The organism is Peptacetobacter sp. AB800 (assembly GCF_047807365.1).
Lineage (GTDB): Bacteria > Bacillota > Clostridia > Peptostreptococcales > Peptostreptococcaceae > Peptacetobacter.
Window position 1 is genome coordinate 1 of record NZ_JBLOUI010000075.1, and the last position, 2376, is coordinate 2376.

The following is a 2376-nucleotide window of genomic DNA, read 5'->3' on the forward strand; positions in this document are numbered from 1 at the left end:
TCGCCTATGCTTCGCAGCACAAACCTTGCAAGTCGCTATCAAGTTCGTCGGTAGCTACGCCTTTTATGGACTTTCACCACAGATTAATAGCATGCCCGTCATACTAAAAAAATAACCCTCCAGTTTAAACTGGAGGGCTTTTTTATTATCTTAGTGATGATGTAAGCAAGTTTTGTTTATATCGAATAATATTAACTTACCTTCTTTTATAAGATCTAAATTTCCTTTTACATCTAGTAGTGAATTCCCCTGGTATACACTTATTCCAGCTTCACCAAGTTTCATCATAGCACCTTTTCCTATACCTGCTACAACAGCTACATCAACTACAGCCCCATTAAGAGCTTTTACAGGGTTGCACTGTCCTTCTGGATGTTTACCTGTTGCAGGGTCTAAATGACCGTTTTCAACAGCTTCAAACTCACCTGTTTCTGTATCACATACTATAAATATTGGCGCAGTACCAAAGTGCCCATATAGTACACTGTCTAATCCTTTATCTTCTTTTACTGGAAAACATATTTTCATATTATTTTTTCTCCTTTTTTCTATTTGTATTTTGCATAAATTTATCATATCAGAATTAATCAGCTCTGTAAAATCTTTTAAATACAGCCTGTTTAATTAGTGTCTATCAATAGTAAAATTTATATCAATCTATTGATTGTGCTATCTTCAATTGTAGAACTATTCTGATTATAACATCTTTTTGCTTAAATAAGATACTGCACTAAGTCCTGCAACCTGTCCTTCTCCAGCTGCTTTCATAAACTGGTATGGTTTACCAGTACAATCGCCAGCTGCAAAACATCCTGCTATATTAGTACTCATATCTCTATTTACTTTTATGTGTGCTCCTTCTATTTCAAGTCCTGGAACTAAAACTCCAGGTGAAACACTATCTTTAAGGATAAATACTCCATCAACGTCTATCTCTCTATCTTTTAAGACAAGCTTATTTACGTGAGTTTCACCCTCTATTTTAACAGCTTTACTAGATATAACCTCAATATTTTCACTTATATCTCCTGCACCTGTAGTTTTTTCCATATCATACACAGGTATATAGTAAGTTTTTTCTGCTATTTCGTCTATATAGTTTGCTTCTTCCTCTGCATCTGGAGTGTGTCCTATTATAGCTACAGTTTTACCTTTATAAAGAGGTGCATCACAAGTAGCACAGTATCCTACTCCTCTTCCTAAAAACTTCTCTTCACCTTCTATAGCTCTTGTAAATTCCACACCTGTACCAAGTATTACAGTAGTTGCCTCAAACATCTCCTGCCCTGACATAAGCGCAAAATAATCTCCCATAGCATATACGTTATTTATCTTTTTATTTACTATCTCTATATCCATATCGTTTAAATGTTTCTTAAAGCTTTCCATAAGCTCAATTCCTGTTACATTAGAAAAGCCTAAGTAATTATCCACAACTGGAGCCTTCACTAATTTATTGCTTAAATTTTTTGATCCAAATACAATTATACTCTTATTTCTTATCTTTGCATTTATTGCAGCTGATAATGCTGCTGGACCACTTCCTATTATCGCTATATCGTATCTCATTAATCTCACCCTTTTTTCTCAAAACGATTATCCATCTTTTTCTTTATAGAATTAAAGATAAGTATCAATCCAATAAAATCTAAATGGAAATCACTTATCTTTATATTCTGTAATGGTTAATTTTTATGTCTAAATTTACTTAATATCTTTTTTATCTATCTTTTATGTATTTTTTATAAGCTTGCTTTTATTTTGCTTATTAATCTATCTTTAGGCATGAAACCTACTATCTGATCAACAGGTTTTCCATCTTTGAAAACTATCATAGTTGGAACTGAAGATACTCCAAACTGCTGAGCTATTTCTAAACTTTCGTCTATATCTAGTTTATAGAAAGTAGCTTCCTCTTTCATATCTTCTCCTGCTTCTGCAAATACCGGTGCTAACATCTTACAAGGTCCACACCAAGTAGCGAAGAAATCTACTACTGCTACTCCACTTCCATTTTCTACTTTATCTCTAAATTCTGCTGTATTTATAACTTTTGCCATTTTATTTCCCTCCAAATTTTTATTTTTAATTGTTTATTTTTATTTGATTTACATTATCTATAATACCCCCTTTATACATCTTCTAACATTTTTCTTAAAAATATTTTTTATTTTTATATAAATAAAAATAACTGCTAGTCTAAATCATAAACTAGCAGCTATAATATCTAATGTTTCTTTTGAATTTTTATAAAGAAGCTACTTCCTCAATGTCATTAAGTTAGCATTGTTAATGAGGTTATCTAAAAGAAAAATAGCAGGAAAGATTTTTGCTTTCCTGCTATTTTTATATTTTAAACACACAAATAAGACAGAT

At 31.8% G+C, this 2376-nt stretch carries 3 protein-coding genes; all 3 read right to left on the bottom strand.

Features of this window, described 5'->3' with window-relative positions; genetic code table 11:
- Positions 1-150: 150 nt before the first annotated feature.
- A complete protein-coding gene (locus tag ACK2WN_RS11900; RefSeq protein ID WP_300528316.1) occupies positions 151-528 on the bottom strand; it encodes a NifB/NifX family molybdenum-iron cluster-binding protein in 378 nt (125 codons plus the stop codon).
- A 168-nt stretch (positions 529-696) separates the two neighbouring features.
- Positions 697-1569 carry an NAD(P)/FAD-dependent oxidoreductase gene (locus ACK2WN_RS11905; protein ID WP_416155687.1) on the bottom strand — a complete coding sequence of 291 codons (873 nt, stop codon included), beginning with the start codon at positions 1567-1569 and terminating at the stop codon, positions 697-699.
- 173 nt (positions 1570-1742) lie between these two features.
- Positions 1743-2060: a thioredoxin gene (gene trxA / locus ACK2WN_RS11910; protein WP_006439341.1), complete on the bottom strand. Its 318-nt coding sequence runs from the start codon at positions 2058-2060 to the stop codon at positions 1743-1745.
- Positions 2061-2376 lie beyond the last annotated feature (316 nt).

Coding starts and splice junctions, on each gene's coding strand:
- trxA (WP_006439341.1), bottom strand. CDS start 2,060: ATGGCAAAAGTTATAAATACAGCAGAATTTAGAGATAAAGTAGAAAAT.
- ACK2WN_RS11905 (WP_416155687.1), bottom strand. CDS start 1,569: ATGAGATACGATATAGCGATAATAGGAAGTGGTCCAGCAGCATTATCA.
- ACK2WN_RS11900 (WP_300528316.1), bottom strand. CDS start 528: ATGAAAATATGTTTTCCAGTAAAAGAAGATAAAGGATTAGACAGTGTA.